The 23,076-nt window shown below is 62.2% G+C and carries 22 protein-coding genes; 14 read left to right on the forward strand and 8 right to left on the reverse strand.

What is annotated here, in order from left to right:
* The first annotated feature begins 20 nt into the window (after positions 1 to 20).
* The 6 genes from DDE77_RS14410 to DDE77_RS14435 all read left to right on the forward strand — a co-directional run bounded on the left by DDE77_RS14410 (position 21) and on the right by DDE77_RS14435 (position 6,411).
* Positions 21 to 2,093, forward strand: a complete 2,073-nt coding sequence (locus DDE77_RS14410) for a methyl-accepting chemotaxis protein (protein WP_245895275.1) — start codon at positions 21 to 23, stop codon at positions 2,091 to 2,093.
* A 30-nt stretch (positions 2,094 to 2,123) separates the two neighbouring features.
* A complete protein-coding gene (locus tag DDE77_RS14415) occupies positions 2,124 to 2,486 on the forward strand; it encodes a methylglyoxal synthase (RefSeq protein WP_108398182.1) in 363 nt (120 codons plus the stop codon).
* Positions 2,487 to 2,594: 108 nt separating this feature from the next.
* Complete coding sequence (locus DDE77_RS14420) at positions 2,595 to 3,377, forward strand: ABC transporter ATP-binding protein (protein WP_108398352.1); 783 nt, start codon at positions 2,595 to 2,597, stop codon at positions 3,375 to 3,377.
* Positions 3,377 to 4,081 (forward strand): ABC transporter ATP-binding protein, encoded by a 705-nt coding sequence (locus DDE77_RS14425; RefSeq protein WP_108398183.1) that lies wholly within the window; start codon positions 3,377 to 3,379, stop codon positions 4,079 to 4,081. The genes DDE77_RS14420 and DDE77_RS14425 overlap by 1 nt, the downstream gene beginning before the upstream one ends.
* 3 nt (positions 4,082 to 4,084) lie before the next feature.
* Positions 4,085 to 5,089 (forward strand): branched-chain amino acid ABC transporter permease, encoded by a 1,005-nt coding sequence (locus DDE77_RS14430; protein WP_108398184.1) that lies wholly within the window; start codon positions 4,085 to 4,087, stop codon positions 5,087 to 5,089.
* Entirely contained in the window at positions 5,086 to 6,411 is a 1,326-nt protein-coding gene (locus tag DDE77_RS14435) for a branched-chain amino acid ABC transporter permease (protein ID WP_108398185.1), read from the forward strand. Before DDE77_RS14430 ends, DDE77_RS14435 begins: the two co-directional genes overlap by 4 nt.
* A gap of 408 nt (positions 6,412 to 6,819) precedes the next feature.
* Here the strand turns inward: DDE77_RS14435 and DDE77_RS14440 are convergent, their stop codons facing one another.
* Together DDE77_RS14440 and DDE77_RS14445 are read right to left on the reverse strand one after the other, a co-directional pair.
* A complete protein-coding gene (locus tag DDE77_RS14440; protein ID WP_108398186.1) occupies positions 6,820 to 7,737 on the reverse strand; it encodes an oxidoreductase in 918 nt (305 codons plus the stop codon).
* 96 nt (positions 7,738 to 7,833) lie between these two features.
* A complete protein-coding gene (locus tag DDE77_RS14445; protein WP_108398187.1) occupies positions 7,834 to 9,042 on the reverse strand; it encodes an ABC transporter substrate-binding protein in 1,209 nt (402 codons plus the stop codon).
* A 230-nt stretch (positions 9,043 to 9,272) separates the two neighbouring features.
* On the opposite strand from DDE77_RS14445, the gene DDE77_RS14450 reads away from it, so the two are divergent.
* The 3 genes from DDE77_RS14450 to pyc all read left to right on the forward strand — a co-directional run bounded on the left by DDE77_RS14450 (position 9,273) and on the right by pyc (position 14,504).
* A complete protein-coding gene (locus tag DDE77_RS14450; protein ID WP_108398188.1) occupies positions 9,273 to 10,292 on the forward strand; it encodes a glycine betaine ABC transporter substrate-binding protein in 1,020 nt (339 codons plus the stop codon).
* A 130-nt stretch (positions 10,293 to 10,422) separates the two neighbouring features.
* Positions 10,423 to 10,839, forward strand: coding sequence for a protein tyrosine phosphatase family protein (locus tag DDE77_RS14455; protein ID WP_108398353.1), 417 nt, complete (start codon positions 10,423 to 10,425; stop codon positions 10,837 to 10,839).
* Positions 10,840 to 11,063: 224 nt separating this feature from the next.
* On the forward strand, positions 11,064 to 14,504 hold the full coding sequence (gene pyc / locus DDE77_RS14460; protein ID WP_108398189.1) for a pyruvate carboxylase: 3,441 nt from the start codon (positions 11,064 to 11,066) through the stop codon (positions 14,502 to 14,504).
* 237 nt (positions 14,505 to 14,741) lie between these two features.
* Here pyc and DDE77_RS14465 read toward each other — a convergent pair whose 3' ends face one another.
* Positions 14,742 to 14,993 carry a hypothetical protein gene (locus DDE77_RS14465; RefSeq protein ID WP_157959839.1) on the reverse strand — a complete coding sequence of 84 codons (252 nt, stop codon included), beginning with the start codon at positions 14,991 to 14,993 and terminating at the stop codon, positions 14,742 to 14,744.
* A gap of 173 nt (positions 14,994 to 15,166) precedes the next feature.
* Complete coding sequence (gene gloB, locus DDE77_RS14470) at positions 15,167 to 15,934, reverse strand: hydroxyacylglutathione hydrolase (RefSeq protein WP_108398191.1); 768 nt, start codon at positions 15,932 to 15,934, stop codon at positions 15,167 to 15,169.
* Positions 15,935 to 16,036: 102 nt separating this feature from the next.
* Between gloB and DDE77_RS14475 the strand changes: the two genes are divergently transcribed.
* A complete protein-coding gene (locus tag DDE77_RS14475) occupies positions 16,037 to 16,768 on the forward strand; it encodes a class I SAM-dependent methyltransferase (protein WP_108398192.1) in 732 nt (243 codons plus the stop codon).
* On the opposite strand, the gene DDE77_RS14480 is transcribed toward DDE77_RS14475, so the two are convergent.
* Positions 16,765 to 17,481, reverse strand: coding sequence for a transglycosylase domain-containing protein (locus DDE77_RS14480; protein WP_108398354.1), 717 nt, complete (start codon positions 17,479 to 17,481; stop codon positions 16,765 to 16,767). The genes DDE77_RS14475 and DDE77_RS14480 overlap by 4 nt on opposite strands.
* Positions 17,482 to 17,557: 76 nt before the next feature.
* Between DDE77_RS14480 and DDE77_RS14485 the strand changes: the two genes are divergently transcribed.
* From DDE77_RS14485 to DDE77_RS14495, 3 genes are read left to right on the forward strand one after another with little or no spacing between them, the layout of a single operon-like run.
* Positions 17,558 to 18,460, forward strand: a complete 903-nt coding sequence (locus tag DDE77_RS14485) for a polyprenyl synthetase family protein (protein ID WP_108398193.1) — start codon at positions 17,558 to 17,560, stop codon at positions 18,458 to 18,460.
* A 1-nt stretch (position 18,461) separates the two neighbouring features.
* Entirely contained in the window at positions 18,462 to 19,094 is a 633-nt protein-coding gene (locus tag DDE77_RS14490; protein ID WP_108398194.1) for an MOSC domain-containing protein, read from the forward strand.
* 10 nt (positions 19,095 to 19,104) lie between these two features.
* Positions 19,105 to 19,578, forward strand: coding sequence for a YbaK/EbsC family protein (locus DDE77_RS14495; RefSeq protein ID WP_108398195.1), 474 nt, complete (start codon positions 19,105 to 19,107; stop codon positions 19,576 to 19,578).
* Between the two features lie 139 nt (positions 19,579 to 19,717).
* On the opposite strand, the gene DDE77_RS19515 is transcribed toward DDE77_RS14495, so the two are convergent.
* A complete protein-coding gene (locus DDE77_RS19515) occupies positions 19,718 to 19,885 on the reverse strand; it encodes a hypothetical protein (RefSeq protein ID WP_157959840.1) in 168 nt (55 codons plus the stop codon).
* 114 nt (positions 19,886 to 19,999) lie between these two features.
* Positions 20,000 to 21,241 carry a flavodoxin-dependent (E)-4-hydroxy-3-methylbut-2-enyl-diphosphate synthase gene (gene ispG / locus DDE77_RS14500; protein WP_108398196.1) on the reverse strand — a complete coding sequence of 414 codons (1,242 nt, stop codon included), beginning with the start codon at positions 21,239 to 21,241 and terminating at the stop codon, positions 20,000 to 20,002.
* Positions 21,242 to 21,413: 172 nt separating this feature from the next.
* Between ispG and DDE77_RS14505 the strand changes: the two genes are divergently transcribed.
* Positions 21,414 to 21,767 (forward strand): YkvA family protein, encoded by a 354-nt coding sequence (locus DDE77_RS14505; protein WP_108398197.1) that lies wholly within the window; start codon positions 21,414 to 21,416, stop codon positions 21,765 to 21,767.
* A 56-nt stretch (positions 21,768 to 21,823) separates the two neighbouring features.
* On the opposite strand, the gene DDE77_RS14510 is transcribed toward DDE77_RS14505, so the two are convergent.
* Positions 21,824 to 22,282, reverse strand: a complete 459-nt coding sequence (locus DDE77_RS14510; protein ID WP_245895276.1) for a hypothetical protein — start codon at positions 22,280 to 22,282, stop codon at positions 21,824 to 21,826.
* Between the last annotated feature and the right edge of the window lie 794 nt (positions 22,283 to 23,076).

The following is a 23,076-nucleotide window of genomic DNA, read 5'->3' on the forward strand; positions in this document are numbered from 1 at the left end:
CCGCAAGGGAATAAAACTGAATGCGCAAATTCGCCAACTTTTTGGGCAATATCCGTATGACCACGGCGATTGCCGCCCTTGTTCTGATCTCGATCGTGGGCTCGATCGCGGCCGTATCCGGCGCCATCTACCTTAATCTGCGCGAGCGCTCCATTGCCGAGGGCGAGCTGCAGCAGGACACCAATCTGGGTGTCGCCGCCACCATTCTCGAGCGCCGCATTTCGGGCTCCGTGCTGAACTGGACGCCTGAGGGCACCATCGACGCCTTCCAGAGCTGGGCCGTTCCCCCGTTCTATGACACCGAGATCATCGACTCGGTCACCCGCGTGACCAAGCAAGACGCCACCATCTATGTCCTTGATGTCGCTTCGGGCAATCTCGTGGGCAAGACCACGAGCCTTGTGGCGCCCGATGGCAGCCGCGCCGCAGACCTCGTGCTTGATGCCGCGAGCCCCGCCTTTGCCCCGCTCATGGCTGGCGAAACCTATTCCGGCCCCCTGCCGATCAATGGCGTCGAATACTTCGGCGCGCTGCAGCCTATTGAAAAGATGAGCGGCGAAGTGATGGGCGCGATCTTTGTGGGCACGCCCATGGCTCAGATCAATGCAGCCGCCAATAGCGTGTTGAACCTGATCCTGCTGGTGGGCGGCATTGTCACCCTGGCTCTGGGCCTGCTGGGCCTCCTTCTTTCCCGCCAGATGACCAAGCCTATTCCCCAGCTTGCTGGCGCCATGGATGCCATTGCCGAGGGCAATTACGAAGCCGAAGTGCCGTTTACCCAATGGGGTAACGAGGTCGGTCGCATGGCCCGCTCGGTGGAAGTGTTCCGCCAGAACGGATTGCGCGTCAGCCAGATGACCGAGGCGGAAGCTGCCCGCATCATTGCCGATCAGGAAGAGCGGCAGAAGATGATGAGCGAACTGCAGCGCGCCTTTGGCGAAGTGGTCGATGCGGCCATTGCCGGCGATTTCACCCAGCAGGTCACCGCCGAATTCCCCGACGCCGAACTCAATAGCCTTGCCGAAAGCGTCAATGCGCTGGTGGCCAACTTCAATCGCGGCGTCGCCGAGATCGCCCATGTCCTGGGGGCGCTTGCCGAAGCCGATCTTACCAAGCGCATGGAAGGCGATTATGAAGGCGCCTTTGCGCGGCTCAAGGCCGACGTCAATCGCGTGGCCGACAAGATGGCCGAAGTGGTCGGGCAGCTGCGCCACACTTCCGGCTCGCTGCGCACCGCCACGGGCGAGATCCTGAGCGGCGCCAATGACCTTAGCGAACGAACCACCAAGCAGGCCGCCACTATCGAGGAAACTTCGGCTGCCATGGAGCAGCTGGCCGCCACGGTGACCAAGAATGCCGAGCGCGCCAAGGACGCCAGCGTCAACGCCACCCAGGTCACCCGCACCGCCGAGGAAGGCGGGCAGGTGATGGATGCCGCGACCCACGCCATGGAGCGGATCACCCAGTCCTCGGCCAAGATTTCCAACATCATCGGCATGATCGACGACATCGCCTTCCAGACCAATCTGCTGGCGCTCAATGCCTCGGTGGAAGCGGCGCGTGCGGGCGATGCCGGCAAGGGCTTTGCCGTGGTTGCCGTGGAAGTGCGCCGCCTAGCGCAGTCGGCAGCCCAGGCCTCGAGCGAGGTCAAGGTGCTGATCGAGCAGTCGGCCGGCGAGGTCAACACCGGCTCCAAGCTCGTGAGCGACGCCGCCGGCAAGCTCAAGGCCATGCTGGATGCGGCTCGCGGCAACAACAGCATTCTCGAGCAGATTGCCCAGGACAGCCGCGAACAGGCTGCGGCCATCGAAGAGGTCAGTGTCGCCGTGCGCACCATGGACGAGATGACCCAGCACAATGCGGCCCTTGTGGAAGAAACCAATGCCGCCATTGAGCAGACCGAAGGCCAAGCGCGCGAGCTGGACCAGATCGTTGCCGTCTTCACCACGCTCGACAAGGAACCGGTTTCCACCATGCGGCCCAAGCAGCAGCCGGCAAGTCCCGCACCCAAGCCCGCCAGCGCCCGCCAGGCCGCCCGGACCTACCTCTCGCAGGGCAATGCCGCGATCTCGGCGGATTGGAACGAGTTCTAGCGCCGGCTAGAGCAAGGTTTGGAGGCTCCCATGGCGCGCATCGGTCTTGTGGCCCATGACGATAAAAAGGACGAGCTTTGCGATTGGGCGGTGGAGCATCAAGGCAAGCTCGCCCAGCATGAGCTCTGGGGTACGGGCACCACGGGCGGGCGCGTCATGGCGGCGACGGGCCTGTCCGTATCTCTGCTCAAGAGCGGCCCGCTCGGTGGCGATCAACAGCTTGGCGCCATGATCGCCGAGGGGCGGCTTGACGTCCTGATCTTCTTTATTGATCCGCTTTCAGCCCAGCCGCACGACGTCGACGTCAAGGCTCTCACCCGGCTCGCCACGCTTTATGACGTCCCTTGCGCCTTCAACAAAGCCACGGCCGAAGCGGTGCTGGCGTTTATTTGACCAGCCCGCCCCGGTTGACCGTTTGCCGCTCTTATGCGCATGTGCCGCAAAATAGCCCGAATATAAATCGGGCAAACCTTGGCATTTCAGGAAAACGGGACGAATTTGGTGTCCTCTGATCTAGTGATTGACGTTCGCAACGTCAGCAAACGCTTTGGCGGCTTGACGGCCGTCAACAATTGCTCGCTCTCGGTTCGGCGTGGCTCGGTGACGGGTCTCATCGGCCCCAACGGGGCCGGCAAGTCGACGCTGTTCAACATCGTCGCCGGCAATATCGTGCCCGATAGCGGCTCGGTGATCTTTGATGGCGAAGATGTGACGGGCCTCAAGCCGCACCAGCTGTTCCGCACCGGCATGCTGCGCACCTTCCAGATCGCGCATGAATTCTCCAACATGACGGCGCTTGAAAACCTGATGATGGTTCCGGGTGACCAGCCCGGCGAACATCTCGTCAATGCTTGGTTCCGCCCCGGCCTGGCCCGTTCGCGTGAAACCGAAGTGCGCAAGAAGGCGCTGGACGTCATCGACTTCCTCAAGCTCGGCCATGTGCGAAACGAGCTCGCCGGCAATCTTTCGGGCGGGCAGAAAAAGCTCCTCGAGCTTGGTCGCACCATGATGGTAGATGCCAAGGTCGTGCTGCTCGACGAGGTGGCCGCCGGTGTCAACAAGACCCTGCTCAATGACCTTGCCAGCAATATCGAGCGCATGAACACCGAGCTCGGTTACACCTTCTTTGTCATCGAGCATGACATGGACCTCATTGCGCGCCTTTGCGATCCGGTGATCGTGATGGCCCAGGGCGAAAAGATCGCCGAGGGGCCCATGGCCGAGATTCGCGCCAACCCCGCGATCGTGGAAGCCTATTTCGGCACCCCGGTGGAAGCTGCATAATGCCCCTGATTGAACTGAAGCACGTGGTGGGCGGCTATGGCGGCGCACCGATCCTTAACGGCGTCAACATGGCCATCGAAGCCAGCGATATCGGGGTCATTGTCGGCCCCAATGGCGCGGGCAAGTCGACGACGCTGAAAGCCATTTTCGGTCTGCTCCGCGTAACCGGCGGCACGATCGATTTCGGCGGCGAGAACATCGCTAATTCCCTGCCCGACAAGCTCGTGCCCAAGGGCCTGAGCTTCGTGCCGCAGGAGAAAAACGTCTTCACCTCGATGACGGTTGAAGAAAACCTCGAAATGGGTGCCTTCACCCGTTCCGACGATTTCCGCCCGACCATGGATTGGGTCTATGGCATGTTCCCGGTTCTCGCCGAAAAACGCCGCCAGCCGGCGGGGGAGCTTTCGGGCGGCCAGCGCCAGATGGTGGCCATGGGCCGCGCGCTCATGAGCAAGCCAAAGCTGCTGATGCTGGACGAGCCCTCGGCGGGCCTGTCGCCGCGCTATGTGATCGAGATTTTTGAAACCATCGTGCGCGTCAACAAGGAAGGCGTCGGCATCCTGATGGTCGAGCAGAATGCCCGTCAGGCGCTGGCCTTTGCATCCAAGGGCTTCGTGCTTGCGCAGGGCCAGAACCGCTTCACCGGCACCGGGCCAGAACTGATTGCCGATCCCGAAGTCGCCAAAAGTTTCCTCGGGGGCTAGGAAATGGACGAACTCATATTCTTTATCAATCGCGTGCTGATTTCCGGCACCGTTCTTGGCTCCATCTATGCCCTGGGCGCAGTCGGCGTTACGCTGATTTTCGGCATCCTGCGTTTTGCCCATTTCGCCCATGGCGACATGATGACCATGGGGGCGTTTGTTGCCTTTGTGCTGGCTGCCGCGCTGACCGCCATGGGCATCGTTACGCCCTTGCCGATGGGCTTTGTGGTTCTGCCGCTGGCCATGATCATTACAGCCGTTCTCGCTTTGGGACTGGACAAGGGTTTTTATGCGCCGCTACGCGAGCGCGGGGCCAGGCCCGTTACCCTCCTGATCGCCTCCATCGGCGTCACGCTGATGATCCAGGGCCTCACGCGCCTGATCTTTGGCTCGGGCACCAGGACGTTCTTTGAAAGCGAATCCAAGGACATCTTCCGCATCGACATGAGCTGGGCCGGCGGCTCGCGCCCCATTTCGATCACCGAACCTCAGATCATCATGTTCGTCGTGACAGCGCTGATTGTGGTTGCGCTGCACCTGTTTCTCACCCGATCGCGGCTGGGCAAGGCCATGCGCGCCATGGCCGACAATGCGGCACTGGCGCAGGTTTCGGGCATCAACACGGCTCTTGTGGTACGGGTCACCTGGGTCATCGCCGGCGCTCTTGCCTGCGTTGCCGGCACCATGCTGGCGCTGGACGTGGCGCTTATGCCGGATCTGGCGTTCAACATCGTCCTGCCCATCTTTGCGGCGGCCATTGTTGGCGGGCTCGGCCATGCCTATGGCGCTATCGTCGGCGGCTTCCTGATTGCCTTTGCCGAAACCATGGCCGTCTTCAACTGGACAGCCGTTCTGCGCCCGCTCAACGGGATCCTACCCGAAGGCATGGCGCTGCCGGCCAATCTGGCCGTGGTGCCCACGGAATATAAGCTCACCGTCGCCTTTGTTATCCTGGTCATTACCCTTCTGGTCCGCCCGACCGGTATCTTCAAGGGAGCCTCGACATGAGTGCGGCGGCAACAACTTCCCCCAAGGGCTGGGACAGCCCCCTGCGGCGCGGCTTGATGCTGTTTGCCGCCATGTTCCTTGTCGTGGTCGCGGTGGGCGTCGCCCAGGGCACGGCCTCCATGCTGCTGATCCTGGTGCAGGCCACCGCCTTTGCCCTGATCGCGCTGGGCCTCAATATCCAGTGGGGCTATGGCGGGCTGTTCAATTTCGCCATCATGGGCTTCCTGATGGTGGGTGGCGCCTCCACCGTCTTTCTGTCCTATCCGGTCAACGCCGCCTTTTGGGATAGCGAAGGCCCCATGATGCTGGGCCGCGCGCTGCTGGCGTTCCTTGCCGGCCTGGTGCTGGTGCTTTTGGCGCGCCAGAGCCACCGCATCGGGCTTAGGGGCAAGGCAAAGACCACGCTTGTCGTTCTGGCCTGGATTGCTGGCTACATCATCTATCGCTCGCAGATCGATCCAGCCGCGGCCTATATCGAATCAACCGCCGGCTTTATCGGCGGCCTTGGCCTTCACCCCGTTTTGGGCTGGGCCTTTGGCGGGCTTGTCTCGGCGGTGATCGCCTTCTTTATCGGCAAGATCAGCCTGGGCCTGCGCACAGATTACCTGGCCATTGCCACGATCGGCATTTCGGAAATCTTGCGTGCCCTGATCAAGAACATGGACTGGCTGACGCGCGGCACCATGACCGTGTCCCCCATGCCCTGGCCCACGCCCTTGCCGCAGCAATTGCAGGCCTGGGGAAGCTCCATTCCGGAAAGCTTCATGCTGGCCCGTGTCTGGTTCCTGGTGCTGGCGACAATTGTTCTGATCGCTGCCTTCATTATCGTCGAACGCGCCTATGGCGGGCCTTGGGGCCGCATGATGCGCGCCATCCGCGACAACCACATTGCCGCTTCCTCCATGGGCAAGGACGTCACCGGGCGCCAGCTCGAGCTCTTTATCTTCGGCTCGGTGCTGATGGGCATTGGCGGGGCGATCCTTGCCACCTTTACCCAGATCTTCGACCCTTCCGGCTATCAGCCGATCAACCACACCTTTATGGTCTGGGTGATGGTGATTGTCGGTGGCGCGGGCAATAATTGGGGCGTTGTGCTGGGGGCGTTCCTGATCTACATCGTCTGGATTATTTCCGATCCGCTGGCGCAGCTGATCTTCCTTAATCTTTCCAGCCTCACCGAAAGCATTGGCTGGGGCGCCATCCCCGAAATCGACTCCCGCTCCCTCCAGATGCGCGTGTTCGTGCTGGGCGTCGTCATCACCATCGCCCTGCGCTATGCACCAAAAGGCTTGATCCCCGAAGTGGTGCGCCGGGAAGGCTAAGGAGCCTGGAAGAATAGGGCTGCGCTGTGGCTGGCACACCCGCGCCCCAGTAGACCTCATCCTGAGCCCGTCGAAGGACGAGGTCGTGCCCCCCGAAGCCTTCACGCGCTCGACCCCGGGTGAAGCCCGGGCAGGCTCTCGTGGTTCGACAAGCTCGCCATGAGGTCTCCTGTAGTCTGAGCCTCTCCTTGGAGTACTGACCGCCCAGTCGACACCCTCCCCCTCGCGGGGAGGGATCAAGTGTGGGGGGCGACTAGCCCAAATTTCAGGCGCATCTCCGGGATTACCCAGCAGACCTCATCCTGAGCCTGTCAAGAGACGAGGTCGTGCATCCCAAGCCTCCACTCGCACGACCCCTGGTTCGACAGGCTCACCATGAGTCTCTTTCCAAATCCAAGGCCCAGCCCCCTAGTCCCCAAACCGCACCCCCGTCAAATTCTCCGAAACCTCCCACAACCGCCTGGCCGCCGCATCGTCCTCTGCCGCTGGTGGCAGCTTCACCAATGTGGGCTTGCCGCGCCACCCTCCCGCGCCATCAGGCCCAACAAACGAGAGCGGGGCGAGATCCATATCGGCAGCGGCAGCCACGCTCGGCAGCGCGCCATCAAAGGCAGACTGCGCCACCAGCTTGTTGAAGAACCCGCCAATGCGCGCGGCAGGGCCGTTGCCCATGCCCGAGGATATCAGCCCCGTGGAGGACAGCCCCGGATGGCTCGCGAGCACGCTGAGGCCCCAGCCATTGCGATTGCTCGCTTCCTGCAGGCTACGCATAAACAAAAGGTTCGCGAGCTTGGATTGCCCATAGGCGCGCCAGGGGGAATAGCGGCGCTCTGACTGAAGGTCCTCGAAGGCCATGCGGCCCCGGCGGGCGGCATTGCTTGATACCATCACGACACGGGCGCGCCCCTCTTGGAGGCGCTGCAGGAGCCGGCCGGTCAGGGCGAAATGGGCGAGGTGGTTGGTGCCGAACTGCAGCTCATAGCCATCTGTGGTGGTCTTGCGCTGCGGCGGCATCATCACGCCCGCATTGTTGACCAGGATATCGATCTGCGCATGCATGGCGGTGATGCGCGCGGCGGCGGCGGCGACATCGGCGAGATCGGCCATGTCGAAGCGTTCGAACTCGATATGCCCCTTGATCTTGCTCGCGGCAATGTCGCGCATGGCGGCGACGCCCTTGTCGGCGTTGCGGCCCGCCAGGATCACATGGGCACCAGCCTGAGCCAGCATGCGGGCGGTTTCAAGCCCGATCCCGCCCGTTGCACCGGTGACAAGGGCGATCTTGCCGCTCAGATCTGGAATATCCGCCTGGCTGGTGATGCGCATGGGGTTTGGCCTTTGGGTTGGGGAAGGTTTGTGAGCTTAAATGAAAACGGCCCGGGATCGCTCCCGGGCCGCAAAGATTTGCCATGAAGCGAAGAACTATTCGATCAGGCCCTTGTTGACGACCGAGCCGCCTTCAATGACGTAGTAGTTGATGGCGCCGGCGACATCGCCGACATCGTCGAACTCGACGCTGCCCGAAGCGCCTTCATAGTTGATGTCGGTGCCAGCAGCGATCAGCTCCTTGGCCTTGCTCCATTCGCCCGGCAGGATGGTTTCGCCGGGGGCGTTGGCCACTTCGCGCAGGGCTGCAGAGATGCCTTCACGGTCGGCCGAGCCGGACTTCTCGATGGCAAGACCGAGCAGGAACACCGCGTCATAGGAGTTGGTAACATAGGTGCCATTGGGGTCCTGGCCGGCAGCTTCGGTCAGCGCAACCAGCGCATCAAAGGCTGGGCCTTCGGCCGGAGCGGCCTGGGTCAGGATCATGCCTTCAAGGCTTGCCGCATCGCGGTTGGCGACCAGGGCCTCGCCGGCCATGCCGTCGCCGCCGACAAAGAGGTCGAACGAGCCGGACTCGACGGCCTGGTTGAGGATGGCGCCGCCGCCGGCGTTTTCATAGCCATAGATCACCAGCGTGGTGGCGCCGGAAGCTTCGATCTGGCCGATTTCGGGGCGGTAGTCGGCCTTGCCGTCTTCATGGGCGACATTGGCCAGAACGGTGCCGCCGCCAGCAGCGAAGGCATCGGCAAAGGCGCCAGCCAGGCCCGAACCATAGTCATTGTTGACATAGGTGAGGCCCACTTCGGTTACGCCCTGGGCGAGCAGCAATTCGGCAGCCTTCACGCCCTGGATGGAGTCCGGAACCACGTCGCGGAACACAAGGTCATTGTCGTCAAGCTCGGCCACGGCCGGAGCCGTGGAGGCAGGCGAGATCATCACGACATTGCCGGGGATGGCCGAGCCATTGGCACCGGCAATGGTGGCGCCGGAGCAATAGCCACCAAAGATCGCCACAACCTGCTCGCTGTTGACCAGGCGGTCGGCAGCAGGGCCGGCCGTGCCGCCGTCGCAGGCGCTGTCGGCAACAACCGAGGTCAGGTTCTGGCCGTCAAGAACGCCGCCCTGCTCATTGATATTGCTGATCGCCAGATTGCCAGCTTCCACCATGCCGGGCGCAAAGCCAGCGATGGGGCCGGTTACGTCAGCGAGAAAGCCGATCTTGACTTCCTGGGCCATGGCTGGCGCTGCGACCAGCAGGGTCGTGGCGGCAACGGCCAGGGTCAGGGTCTTGTTCAGTTTGAGCATGTTCATCCCTCTTGTGGCTCGCTTCCTGGGGCGGCTCTTGCCTGAGCCGGTCTTTCCGATGGAAGCAAGGCGATAAGCAGGCGCCCGTCGCGCCTGGCTGGGGGGAATGTTGCACATTTGCCCGTGCCGAGTCACCTTGTATTGATTGGGAAATACCCGTTGTCTCGCGGTTGCTTAACGCGAGGGGTTTTCGCATAGAGTGCGCCTGGCAACAAAGGATAAGCGGACCCATGACACGCCTTTTGGCCCTTTTCGCTTGCGTGCTCTTTTCCCTGTGCGCCACTCCGGCCTGGGCACAGCTCACCGTGCTGGACCAGGCGCAGGACGTAGTCTCAGATCCTGCCGCTCCGCCGCCCCCCTGCGGCACCCAGACGCTCAACATTGCCCGCATGAGCTGGCCTTCGGCGGAACTGCTGGCCGAAATCCACGCCCGCATCCTAGCCCGTGAATACCGCTGCGACGCCCGCGTCATTCCGGGAGATCTCGCCGCCACGGCTTCGGCCATGGGCTCCACCGGCCAGCCCGCCGTGGCGCCCGAAATGTGGATCACGCGCATTGCTGAAGTCTGGAATGCCGGGGTTGAACGCCAGCAAATGCGCCAGACCGCGCCGACCTTTGGCGAAGGCCAGCTGGAAGGCTGGTTTATTCCAGCCGAAATCGCCGCGGCCCACCCCGAACTCACTGCCGCTTCAGGCCTCGCCGAGGCCTTGCCTTCCATCCAGCCCGAGGGCAGGACGCGGTTCATTTCCTGCCCGCCCGATTGGGCCTGCGCCCTGATCAACCGCAATCTGATCCGCGCCCATGGGCTCGAGAACCTCCTCGAGATCGTGGAGCCCGCCAATCGCTTCGAGATGGACACGTTGATTGCTGAAGCCATGAGCCGCAACGAGCCCGTGGTGTTTTACTATTGGCGCCCCAATGCCATTCTCGCCCAGTTCGAATTCCGTCCGCTCGACATGGGCGCCTATGACGAAGAGGCCGCCAAATGCCTGGCGCGTCTCGTCTGCGAGGCGCCAAAGCCCTCCGCCTTTCCTAGCGAACCTGTGGTGATTGCGCTCAGCGAATGGGTGTTTTCAGAAGCGCCGGTGGTCGCCTCCTATTTTGGGCGCGCCAGCATGCCGCTCGCCGAAATGGACCGCCTTCTCGCCCAGCTCAACGAACCGGGGGCAAGCGTTGAGGGCATTGCCGACCGGTTTGTTGCCCAAAAGCGTGATCTTTGGGGACCCTGGCTTGGTGCCATTGCTCCATAATCGGGCAAGCCGAACGCTTGAGCCTGCATGACAGCTTGACGACAGCCATGCGTCCGTTCCAGTTGCACTCATTATGCGCGGATGGATATAAGGAGCCGGGAAGCCGGCTTTGGCAGTGGGAGTGAATGCCTTGGATTTGAAGCGGATCAACGATCACGTCAGCGTCTCGGGACAGATCATGCCCCAGGATATTCCTGCGCTCAAGGACGCCGGTTTCGTCGCCATCATCAACAACCGTCCTGACGATGAATCGCCTGACCAGCCACAAGGCGCCGAGATCGAGGCTGCCGCCAAGGCGGCAGGGCTTGCCTATCATGCGATCCCCCTGGGTCGCGAAGGCGTCTCGCCGGAAATGGTTGAACAGACCAGGGCCGTGCTCGAGGGGAGCAATGGCCCGGTGTTCTGCTTCTGCCGTTCGGGCACGCGTTCCACGACCCTTTGGGCCTTGAGCCAGGCCGGCGAAATGGACAGCGGCGAGATCATCTCGCAGGCCGCCGGCGCCGGCTACGACATGAGCCACCTCGCAGGCCATCTGAACCGCGAATGATTGCTGTGCTCGGATAGATTTGTGAAAGACCTCATGGTGAGCCTGTCGAACCATGCGGTCGGGCGAGTGGAGGACCTTTGCGCCATAGATGCGTGGTGCGACGGACGCTCCATAATGCCTACTGCAAGAAACCTGCTCGCACCGCCGTGACGGCGTCTGCGATTACCGCCTGAGCCGGGCCCCGCCCAGGGGTCCCTGATCCCCTCCTGCTCGGACCTTTATCGATGCCAATCAAGAAAATCCTCGTCGCCAACCGCAGCGAAATTGCCATCCGCGTATTTCGTGCTGCCAACGAGCTGGGGCTCAAGACCGTCGCGGCCTATGCCGAGGAAGACAAGCTGGCGCTCCATCGCTTCAAGGCCGACGAAGCCTATCTGATCGGGCAGGGCAAGGGGCCGGTCGAAGCCTATCTTCAGATCGACGAATATATCCGCATCGCCCGTATCTCGGGTGCCGACGCGATCCACCCCGGTTATGGCCTGCTTTCGGAAAGCCCCGAGTTCGTTGATGCCTGCGAGGATGCCGGCATTATCTTTATCGGCCCGCGCGCGCAGACCATGCGCGACCTCGGCAACAAGGTCGCCGCGCGCAACATGGCGATTGCCTCCAATGTTCCCGTGGTGCCCGCCACCGAAGCGCTGCCCGACGATCCCCAAGAGATCAAGCGCCTCGCCGCCGAGATCGGCTATCCCCTCATGCTCAAGGCATCGTGGGGCGGCGGCGGTCGCGGCATGCGCCGCATCATGGATGAAAAGACGCTCCTGGCCGAAGTTTCGGAAGGCAAGCGCGAGGCCAAGGCAGCCTTCGGCAAGGACGAAATGTACCTCGAAAAGCTGGTCGAGCGCGCCCGCCACGTGGAGGTGCAACTGATCGGCGACGATCACGGCAATCTCGTGCATTTATTCGAGCGGGATTGCTCCGTGCAGCGCCGCAACCAAAAAGTGGTGGAGCGCGCCCCGGCGCCTTATCTCAGCGATGCCGTTCGCAAGGAACTGACCGACGCGGCCGTGCGCCTTGGCAAGGCTGCGAATTACCGTGGCGCTGGCACGGTCGAATTCCTGATGGATGCCGACACCAACCAGTTCTACTTCATCGAGGTCAATCCGCGCATCCAGGTCGAACATACCGTCACCGAAGAGGTCACCGGCATCGACATCGTCAAGGCGCAGATTCACCTGCTTGATGGCGCCGTCATTGGCACGCCGGAATCGGGTGTTCCCACCCAGGACAAGATCCGCCTCAACGGCAATGCCATCCAGTGCCGCGTCACCACCGAAGACCCAGAAGAGAACTTCATCCCCGACTATGGCCGGATCACCGCCTATCGCGCGGCGACAGGCTTTGGCGTGCGCCTCGATGGTGGCACGGCCTATTCGGGCGCCGTGATCACGCGTTTTTATGATCCGCTCTTGGAAAAAGTCACCTGCTGGGCACCTTCGGCAGACGAGGCTATTTCGCGCATGCACCGCGCCCTGCGCGAGTTCCGCATCCGGGGCGTGTCCACAAACCTTGCGTTTCTTGAAAACATCATCACGCACCCTGACTTTGTTGAGAACCGCTATACGACGCGCTTTATCGACACGACGCCGGAGCTGTTCAACTTCAAGCCGCGCAAGGATCGCGCGACCAAGCTCCTCAGCTACATCGCTGACGTCACCGTCAACGGCCATCCCGAAGTGCGCGACCGGCCGCGGCCACCAGCTGATGCGGCAGCGCCCGTCGTGCCGGAATTCCCGCCGCTCAGCGTCGTCGATGGCAGCCGGCAGATCCTTGATCGCGATGGCCCGGCGGCTCTCGCCCGCTGGATGAAAGAACAAAAGCGGGTTCTTTTCACCGACACCACCATGCGCGACGCCCACCAGTCGCTCCTTGCCACGCGCATGCGCTCCTTCGACATCACGCGGATCGCCCAAAGCTATTCACGCGGCCTGCCCAACCTTTTCAGCCTCGAATGCTGGGGCGGCGCGACTTTCGACGTCGCCATGCGGTTCCTCAATGAGGACCCGTGGGAGCGCCTCGCCAAGGTGCGCGAGGGCGCGCCCAATATCCTGACGCAAATGCTGCTGCGCGGCTCCAATGGCGTGGGCTACACCAATTATCCCGACAACGTCGTGCGCTTCTTCGTGGAGCAGGCGGCCAAGGGGGGCGTTGATATTTTCCGCGTCTTTGATTGCCTCAACTGGGTCGAGAACATGCGCGTCTCGCTCGATGCGGTGATCGAGGCGGGCAAGGTAGCCGAAGGCGTCATCTGCTATACGGGCGACGTGCTCGATCCCGATCGCGCCAAGTACGACCTCAAATATTATGTCGGGCTCGCCCAGGAGCTAGAAAAAGCAGGCGCCCATGTGCTTGGTCTCAAGGACATGGCGGGCCTGCTTAAGCCTGCCGCCGCGCGTAAGCTGATTTCCACCCTGCGCGAGGAAACAAGCTTGCCCATCCATCTTCACACCCATGACACATCGGGCGCCGCCGCCGCGACGGTTCTCGCCGCTGTGGATGCCGGGGTGGATGCCGTGGACGCCGCCATGGATGCCCTGAGCGGCACAACCTCGCAGCCAACGCTTGGCTCCATCGTCGCAGCCCTCGCCGGTGGCGAGCGCGATCCGGGGCTCGATGCCAAGGCGATCCGGCAGATCTCGTTCTACTGGGAAGCTGTCCGTACGCAGTACCGCGCCTTTGAGAGCGATCTCAAGGGCGGGGCTTCGGAAGTGTACCTCCACGAAATGCCCGGCGGGCAGTTCACCAATCTCAAGGAACAGGCTCGCTCGCTGGGTCTTGAAACGCGCTGGCATGAGGTCGCCCAGACCTATGCCGACGTCAACCAGATGTTTGGCGATATCGTCAAGGTCACCCCATCCTCCAAGGTCGTGGGCGACATGGCGCTGGCCATGGTCTCGGCCGGCCTCAGCAAGGCCGATGTGGAGGACCCCAATCGCGACATCGCCTTCCCCGATTCCGTTGTCGGCTTTTTTGCCGGCGACCTCGGCCAGCCACCCGGCGGCTTCCCCCAGGCGCTGCAGAAAAAGGTGCTCAAGGGCCGCACGCCGCTCACCGAGCGCCCTGGTTCCTACCTCAAAGATGTAGACCTTGAAGCCGAGCGCAAGAAGATCGAAGCGGAAGTGGGTCATCCCGTCGATGACTATCGTCTCGCCTCGTACCTGATGTACCCCAAGGTCTATTCTGACTTCGAAAAGACCCAGGAGCGCTACGGCCCAACCGAAGCCCTGCCGACGCCGGTCTACTTCTATGGCCTGCAGGAAAACGACGAATTGCTGGTCGACATCGAGAAGGGGAAGACCCTGGTAGTCAACTATCTTGGCCGCGCCCCGACCAACGAAAAGGGGGAAGTGCGCGTCTTCTTTGACCTCAACGGTCAGCCACGCACCATTTCCGTGCCCGACCGCCTCAAGGTCGGCGAAGTCAAGATCCGCGCCAAGGCCGCAATAGGCGATCCCAAGCAGATCGGCGCCCCCATGCCCGGCGTGATCTCGAGCCTGGCCGTCAAGGAAGGCCAGAAGATCTCCGCGGGCGATGTCCTGTGCACCATTGAAGCCATGAAAATGGAAACGGCGATCCACGCCGAGATCGACGGCGTCGTTGCCGAACTGCTGATCAAACCCGGCGACCAGATCGACGCCAAGGATCTGCTGGTGCGGTTGGAGTAGGATTTTGCAGTCGACACCCTCCCCCTTGCGGGGAGGGATCAAGGGTGGGGGGCGGTTAGCCCGGATTTTGTAGCTCGCAGCACCCCCTCCCGACCTCTTCCGTCAAGGGGGAGGTGCAGCGCGGCGCCTCCCAAAAATCTTGCCGATAACACCCCAGTAGCTCTCATCCTGAGCCTGTCGAAGGACGAGGGCGTGGAACGTAAACCTCCCCTCGCCATCGGGCTTGGCCATGTCTGCCTATGCCACAATACTCGTCCGGTACCCCATCGGCATGCGCTTGACTGCGATCTTGGCGCCGCTGCTATAGGCCCCCACCGCACCTTCGGCCGTGTTTCGGCGTCGAGCCCGTTGTGGCTGCATATTGCCCCGCTCGGCCAGCAACTGGCTGATAAACGGCGCAGCACTTTCGCTGCGCTTCAGCGAGGGTCGGGCCGAGGAGGCCTCGACCACAACCGGAAGTTTAGGCAGCTCTGTTTCATCCTGGGCCATGACCGTCTCGCCTCTTTCAAAGCGGGCCGGTGTCTCGGGGACGATCCATCCGGCCGTATGCCCCATGCGGGGCGATGTCGTGCCAGATGCTAACAGTCTGCTAGCCAATTTGGATGCAAAAGTTACCGAAAGGTTAAGACCGGACGGTTACCAGATGCTTAAGCGGGGCGGCCTCAAAAATTATCTTTCCCCTTGCGGATTGCCGCAAATACATCCCCCGGCGCCGCCCCCTCGAGCCCATAGAACTTGGCCAGTTCCGGCGCATCGGCGCGCAAGAAGGGATTGGCCTTTTTGTCCTCGCCCAAATTAAAGGGGATCGTCGGTTTTCCCTGTTCGCGCAAGGCCTTGACCTCTGCCGCCCGCTTCTGCAAGGCCGCATTTTCCGGGTCGATCGAGAGGGCAAAGCGGGCATTGCTTTCGGTATATTCGTGTCCACAATAAACCAGCGTGTCATCGGGCAGGGTGCGCAAGAACTTTATCCCGTCCCACATCGGCCCTGGCGTACCCTCGAACATGCGACCGACCCCTAGGGAAAACAGGGCATCGGCCGTGAAAAGGTGCTTGTTGGTGGCATCGTGAAAAACAATATGCCCCAGCGTATGGCCGGGCGTATCGTAGACGTCGAACTGGGTCTCGCCCAGCTGGACGCGGTTGCCGCCGGCCACCAGCTCGTCGAGATCAGCAATCTTGTCGGCTTCGCCGCGCGGCCCTACCACGCGCGCATTGTATTTTGCCTTGAGCGCGGGAATGGCTTCCACATGATCGATATGATGGTGGGTGATGAAGATATCGGTCAGTGTCCAGCCCCGGCGCTGCAGCGCCGCCTCGATGGCTGCCACCTCGGGCGCATCGATTGCAGCCGTGCGGCCGCTGGCCTCGTCATGCACCAGATAGCCGAAATTGTCGCTTCGGGCTCCAAACACATCGACGGTCACGCTCATGGGCTTCTTCCTTTAACAATGACGAGCCTTCTAGCTAGGCGGCCCGGCGCCCGATCGCAACCGCCATTAGACAAGTGTGGCGGAAAGCGGCACAGTTAGGCCATGAGCACGGACGTCCAACGCCTGATCAGCTATTATAAATCTCCCCTCGGCCGGATCTCCCGCGCGCTGGTGCGCGAACAGGTCATTGGCCTTGCCGAAGATGTCACGGGCAAGCGCATCCTCGGCCTGGGCTTTGCCACGCCCTATCTGCGCTTCACGCTGGACAGGGCGGAGCGCGTCTTGGCCTTCATGCCGGCGCGTCAGGGGGCTTCCGCCTGGCCGCGCGAAGGGCCGAGCCATACGATTCTTTGCGATCCCCTCGAAATGCCGCTCACCGACAGCGCCATCGATCTCACCATCGCTATTCATGCCCTCGAGCACGTGGCCGACGAGGAAGAGTTGATGCGCGAACTCTGGCGGATCACGGCGCCCAATGGCGAGTTGATCCTCGTGGTTCCCCGGCGGCGCGGCATCTGGGCGCAGCGCGACAACACCCCCTTTGGCCAGGGCAATCCTTATTCGGGCAGCCAACTCGACAAGCTCCTGCGGGACCACAGCTTCGTGCCCGAGGCGTGGCGCGATGGCCTGTTCCTGCCGCCCATCCAAAGCGCGCTCGTCATCAAATCTACCCGCCTCTTCGAGCGGGCAGGGCGCCTGTTCGGCCCCGCCATGAGCGGCGTTATCTGCGTTCGTGCGCGCAAGGAGGTCTTTCCCGCCATTCCCCGCCGCAAGCGCGAAGAACGTTTCGTGCGCGTCCCGGGCATGAGCCCGGCCGCAGCGCGGCAAATCTAGAGCGCCAGCCGCCCATTCTCCCCCACACAGGCAGCGCGGTCGCCATATTGCTGCACGCGCTGCTCCACAATGCCAGCAATCCTGAGCATTCCCCGCGATGGCCGCGCCGGCTGGCGCAACATGGGATTGGGCAGCGCCGTCACCAGCAGGGTTGCCGTGCGCCAGTCCAGGTTCTGCGGCTCGATGCCGAAGGCGCGCTCAGCGCCTGCTGCCACGCCGAATTGCCCCTCCGGTCCCCATTCGGCAATATTGAGATAGATCTCCATGATCCGCTTCTTGGGCAGGATGAGGTCGATATAAAGCGCCAGCGGCACTTCGAGCGCCTTGCGCACAACGCTTTGCCGGTTCCACAAAAAGAGATTCCGCGCCACCTGCATGGTGATGGTGGAAGCGCCGCGCGCATCCTCGCCGGCCATGTAGCGCTCCACCTCGTCGCGCAGGGCGCCGATATCCACGCCCAAATGTCGGCAGAATTGCCCATCTTCGGAAAGGATCACCGAGGCCTTGAGGCGGTCTGAAATATCCTCGATTGAGCGCCACTCGCGCACCACCGGACGGCCAGTGACATAGCGCTCGAACATGGGCACCGACACAGGCGGCACGAAAAGGTAGATCGGGGTCAGCACCAGAGGAATGGCGATCAGCGCGGCCACAGCCATGCCGAGCCATCGCAAAATGCGCCAGATACCTTTCGCTTTGCGGTTTCGTGCCATGGCCACTCCATAGCGAAGCCTTGCGGTGCATGCCACCATCTTGCCGCCGCCTGCCTGAACGGCTAGCAACATCGGCATGTATGATTTTGCCGCTGACATTGCCGATTGCGCCCGCGCCGTTGAAACCGCGCTGGAGCGCCAATTGGTGCTCGGGCGGTTGTCCGGCCCAGGGCCCGCCGCCGACCGGCTCATCAATGCCATGCGCCATGGCAGCCTTGAAGGCGGCAAGCGCCTGCGCCCGCTCCTTGTGCGCCAGGCCGCCGCCATCTTCCATGTGCCCCCGCATCAGGCCCTGATGGCCGGTCTGGCCGTCGAGATGGTGCATTGCTATTCCCTGATCCATGACGACCTTCCCGCCATGGACAATGACGATCTGCGCCGCGGCCGGCCAACGGTCCACAAGGCCTATGATGACGCGACGGCCATTCTTGCGGGCGATGCCCTCCTCACCCATGCCTTCGGTCTTCTGGCCGATCTCGAAACCCATCCGGATCCAACCGTCCGCATCCGGCTGGTTGCCGAACTGGTTGCCGGTTCGGGAGCCGGGGGCATGGTGGGCGGGCAGATGCGCGATATCGAGGGGGAAAAGGGCGGCTTTACGCCTGATGACATCTCCACCATGCAGGCCATGAAAACCGGCGCCCTGATCCGCGCAAGCGTGCGCATGGGAGCGATCCTTGGTGGTGCCGATGCACGCGCCCTGTCGGTCGTCACGGCCTATGCAGAAGCCGCCGGCCGCGCATTCCAGCTTGCCGATGACATCCTTGATGTCACCGCCACAACCGAGGCCATGGGCAAGGCCACGGGCAAGGATGCCGGCATGGGCAAGCAGACGCTGGTGGGGCAATTGGGCGTCGAGGGCGCCCGGGCCAAGCTTGCCCAGATCGTCAACGAGGCTTTGGGGTGCCTGCGCACCTTTGGGCCCAAGGCCGATGGGCTGAGGGCCACCGCGCGCTATTTTGCGAGCCGGGAGAAATAGCATGCCCAGCCTGCAAAGCGTAAATTTGGGCTCCCCCCGAACCATTCCCACCAAATCGGCCAAAACGGGCATCTACAAGGAGCCGGTCGGTAGCGCCACGCTGACTGCCCGAGGCGTCGAGGGCGATGCGGTGATGAACCGCAAGCACCATGGTGGGGTGGACCAGGCGGTGTACCTTTATTTTGCCGATGATTACGAGTGGTGGCGTGGTGAGCTTGGGCCTGATCTCGCGCCGGGCACCTTCGGAGAAAACCTCACCATCGAGGGCGTCGAGGGCCGCGCTGTTGCCGTGGGCGACCGTTTCCTGATCGGGCCAACGGTTCTTGAAGTGACGAGCCACCGGACGCCCTGCCATGTCTTTGCCCTGCGCATGGGCGATCCCAGCTTCGTCAAGCGCTTCCACCGCGCCAATCGTCCTGGCGCCTATTGCCGCGTGCTTGCTCCGGGACGTGTCAGCGCCGGCGACGCGGTTCAATACATCCCCTATGCGGGCGAGCGGATCACCGTTTCGGCGCTGATGGCGCTGGATGGCGTCCGGGAGATTGATCCCGACTTCATGCGCCGTGCCCTGACCGCGCCCGTGCACCACAAGATGCGGTCCGATTACGAAAACCGCCTCGCACGCTTGTTCTGAAAGACTATCAATGAGCCTCCAATCCGTTCAAGCCGATCTGGCCAGCCGTGCGCCTGACCTCCAGGTCGAAGTCACCGAAGATTCCACCGCAACAGTCCAACTGGCTGCCGAGGTTCATGGCGTCGAACCCGGCCAGATCGCGAAAACCCTGTGCATCCGCGTCAATGGCGAGGAAATGCTGCTGGTCACACGGGGCGATGCTCGGCTCGACAACGCGAAATCCAAGGCTGCCTTCGGTGGGCGCCCCCGCATGCTGGGCGCCGAGGATGTGCTGCGGCTAACGAGCCATCAGGTTGGCGGTGTCTGCCCGTTTGGCCTCCCGGCGCCCTTGCCGATTTTCTTGGACACTTCGCTCAAGGTTTATGAAGTGGTGATCCCCGCGGGCGGGGACATCCACGCTTCGGTGCGGCTCTCGGTCGAGCGCCTTGCAGAGCTCTGCGGCAATCGCTGGGTCGATGCGTGTCAGCCACCGATGGCAGTCTAACGTTCCGACCACCAAAGCCCAAGAGACCTCATGGTGGGCCTGTCGAACCACGAGGTAGCGCTCGCCGGCCGTGCCAAGACCTCCCCGTTCCACAAGCTCAGGATGAGGTCTACTGCTGTTGCTGCGAGCAAATTGCTCCCTAGCTCACACCCTTCTCAGGTACCGTAACCGGCGCGACCGAAGCCGTTGCCGTACCATCAGTCTTTGCCGGGGCGGGCAGGAGGCATACAACAAGCCCCACCACCACAAGGGCGGCAAACAACATTCGCTGGCGCCGGCGCTGGCGCACGATCGGACTGGTATACACTGGTAAGATCCCCTGCTGATCCCTTATGGGTCAGGCAGGAAATCCATATCGCAGAACCGCTCCCCAATGAAGCAGAGCAGGCAGAGTTTTGCCCGTTATTGTTAAAACCGGCACTTACTCGGCGGCGTTCTGCTGCCCGGCGCCAAACTTGCGCTCGATGTAGTCGGCGACCATCACCTTGAACTGGTCTGCCACGTCGGCGCCGCGCAGAGTCGCGACCTTTTCGCCGTCCACGAACACTGGCGCTGCCGGGGTTTCGCCCGTGCCTGGCAGGGAAATGCCGATATTGGCGTGCTTGCTTTCGCCCGGACCATTGACGATGCAGCCCATGACCGCAACCGACAGGGTCTCGACGCCGGGATAGCGTTCCTTCCATTCAGGCATGGAGGTGGACAGGTGATCCTGGATTTCCTTGGCCAGTGTCTGGAAGGTCGTTGATGTCGTGCGACCGCAACCGGGGCAAGCGGCCACCACGGGCAGGAACTGGCGGAACCCCATGGTCTGGAGCAATTCCTGGGCCACCTTGACCTCAGTGGTGCGGTCACCACCCGGCTCGGGCGTGAGGGAAATGCGGATCGTGTCGCCAATACCCTGCTGCAGGAGAATGCCAAGAGCCGCCGAGGACGCCACCACACCCTTGGTGCCCATCCCGGCTTCGGTCAGGCCCAGATGGAGCGCATAGTCGCAACGGGCCGCCAAATCCTGGTAGACCGCGATCAGGTGTTGAACGTCGGATACCTTGGTCGAAAGAATGATCCGATCACGCCCCATGCCCAGCGCTTCGGCACGTTGTGCGCTCAGAAGGGCCGACTGGATGATAGCTTCGCGCTGCACGGCGGCAGCAGAAATCGGATTGGGCGAAACGGCATTCTCGTCCATGAGGCGCGTCAGCAGCTCCTCATCGAGCGAGCCCCAGTTCACGCCAATACGGACCGGCTTGCCATAGCGATTGGCAATGTCGATCAGCGTCGAGAACTGCGTGTCGCGCTTGGCCTTGAAGCCCACATTGCCCGGATTGATGCGGTATTTCGCCAGCGCTTCGGCGCAGGCCGGGTGATCGGTTAGCAGCTTGTGCCCGATATAGTGGAAATCACCCACTAAGGGCACGTCATAGCCCATGAAGGCCAGCCGATCGCGAATGATCGGCACGGCAGCCGCCGATTCATCGCGATCCACCGTGATGCGCACGATTTCCGAGCCGGCGCGGGCCAGCTGCATGACCTGTTTCACTGTCGCGTCGATATCGGCCGTGTCGGTATTGGTCATGGATTGCACCACGACCAGTGCGCCGCCACCCACAGTGACGCCGCCGACATTTACACCCACCGATTGCCTGCGCGCCAAGGGGCCAGCCATGAAACACCTCAAAATAGAAGAGCCAGAAATAGGCTCTTGAGCGCAAGGGTGCAATGTTTCTCAGAGAGGATCATACAGGCAGCCCCAGGCGGGCTCATAGGACGCTCAAATTGTTGCAATGATGTGATCGGTGAAATCTTGAACCAAAGCTGCGAATGGCCATTTAAGGGGCATGAAAAACCCATTCTCGCCTTTGGCCCTGCTCGGTCGCTTCACCATCGGCCGGTTCTTTATCTTCCGCAAGGAATTGCTGACGCTGTGGCGGGCTTTCCGCCATCCGGCGACGCCCATGCCACTCAAGATGGCGATGCTGCTGGTGCCGCTGTACCTGATCAGTCCCGTGGACTTGATCCCCGATTTCATCCCGCTCCTGGGCATCATGGATGATTTCGTGGTGGTGCCGCTGCTGATGAGCTGGCTCGTATCCATGCTGCCGCTCGAGGTTACCGGCGTTAAGGTTCGCGCCACGGCGCCAAGCCGCCGAAATCAAGGCGCAACAATCGACGGCCACTCGCGCCGCCTTTGATTGCTGCAGGCAGAAGTTTTCCAACGCCGGTCCCACAAGGGCCGGCGTTGTTGTTTTCAGCTCATGGAAACGTCGCGATGGGCGCTGGTGATGGAAACGGTGAACCCTGCCACCACATCGATCAGGCTCATCACCATCAAAAGGAAAAATACCGAACTGCTGGCAGCGCCGACGAGCAGGAATTCCACCAGGAACAAGACAAAGACCACCATGGAGAGCATGTGTTCGACGATGGACGAGCGCGCTGAATTGGTGGATTTGAGCACTTCAATGAAAAGGCAGATAATGCCCACGACCAGCAGGAAATCCCCCGCGCTCACCGCCCAGGGCATGCCAGAAGGCATGGGCACGGCAAACATCCCCGCGCCCCAATTCACCGGATTGCCGCGAAAGAGCGTAAAGACCACCAGATTATAGGCCAGAAACGGCAAGATCAGCAGCGGCGGAACAAACCGATTGCGGCGTGGAGCGCGATGGCCTTGGGGCGGGATATAGACGGTCTCGTTGTCAGTCACGGCGCGCTCCGGTGTTGAATTGGGGGAGCATGCCAGAGGCGGACGCCGGGGTGAAGGGCTGGAACAGGGTTCGGGTAATGAACTGGGAGGATCGCTCCTCCAATACCCAAAGGTCTCATGGTGAGCCTGTCGGACCACGAGGTTGGGCGATTGGAGCCTTGTGTCCCACGACCTCGTTGTTCAATAGGCTCACCTTGAGGGCCACTGAGTGAACCCAACCTGCCACGCACCCACCCATCGTCACCCTCGGGCTTGACCCGAGGGGCTCTACACTTAGCGATTGCTCCGCAAGTGCAGTCTCCTCGGGTCAAGCCCGAGGATGACGATCGAAGGTGTAGCAACATCTCGCCCCACCCACAATGTCACCCCGGGCTCGACCTGGGGTCCATCCCGAGATCCCACCCCAGCCGCAAGGTGGTTCAAACGATCCACCTCCGTTCACCCCACCATCTCAGGATGGATCCCGGATCAAGTCCGGGATGACATCGCGCTTTCGGCCGATCCACTGAACTGAAGTCCCTCCCCCTCCCAGGGGGAGGCTAGGTGGGGGTCCTCTGTCTCACCACAGGGACAAAGTTATCCCTCTTCTCCCCCACGATCCGCCCTGCGCTATCCTCCCCTCACTGCCTTCACGAACCAGCGGGTCGCGCGAACCGGCTTGTGAAGGGGCAGAAGGGGCGGGGATGTCGCGATCCCCGTAGGACGGCGGAAGTGATTGTGGGGGCTATTGACGCCTCTCGTCCAGAGTCGCGCCGGGATCAGCCTAAAATCCTATCTGATGTGGCGAGGCTTTG

This window comes from Devosia submarina (assembly GCF_003056345.1).
GTDB lineage: Bacteria > Pseudomonadota > Alphaproteobacteria > Rhizobiales > Devosiaceae > Devosia > Devosia submarina.